This window comes from Roseateles sp. P5_B10 (assembly GCF_056400485.1).
This window is the reverse complement of the sequence record NZ_JBFULE010001603.1, coordinates 1-599: the sequence shown is the minus strand read 5'-3', so window position 1 is coordinate 599 and position 599 is coordinate 1. Positions and strand designations below refer to the sequence as shown.

Genomic DNA, 599 nt, shown 5'->3' with positions numbered 1-599 from the left:
GCCCGACGCCGACAATACACCGGCATCGTCATGCGCGGTTGCCGTCGCGAAGGCCGTCGCGTTGATGATGATATCGGGCGGATAGGCTGCCAGCGCAGCCCGCAGGAACGCGGCGGAGCGCTCGTCTTTCAGGCTGGTGACATAGAGGCAAACCGCATTGAGGCCGCGCGCGTCGAGCGACAGACGCAATGCATCGATTGCCGCCGTATCGCCTCCGGCGACCAGCGCGCGATAGAAGATCACGATGGCATTGGGGCGATTATCCGTCACAGGCTCGCTCGGCCAGAAGCCGGCTGACGGCATCGGTCGTGCCGCAGGTGGCTCCTCACCGTGACCGATCAAATGCGCGGCATAGCGCAGTGCCAGCTGCGCGTTGTCGACACCGCCCTCGCTGCAATAGCGCCACAACGCATGGGTTTCGTCGCTGCTGACCGTGCCGCGGGCGGCCAGTTCGGCATTCCAGTCCATCTCGCCGGGCAGGCAGGCGAACTTGCTACCGCGGTTCAGCGCGTCGCTGCGCAGGCTCTCCACGCCATGGGGCCAATAGCTGATGCCGCCGAGCATGCGCAGCATCACTATCTTCGCCTTGGCCAGCGTAC

At 65.4% G+C, this 599-nt stretch carries 1 protein-coding gene; it reads right to left on the bottom strand.

Annotation, left to right across the window (positions count from 1 at the left end; all coding sequences use genetic code 11):
• A partial coding sequence (locus AC1DU6_RS34840) for a cobaltochelatase subunit CobN (RefSeq protein WP_477863095.1) occupies positions 1-573 on the bottom strand: 573 nt, incomplete at its 3' end.
• Positions 574-599 lie beyond the last annotated feature (26 nt).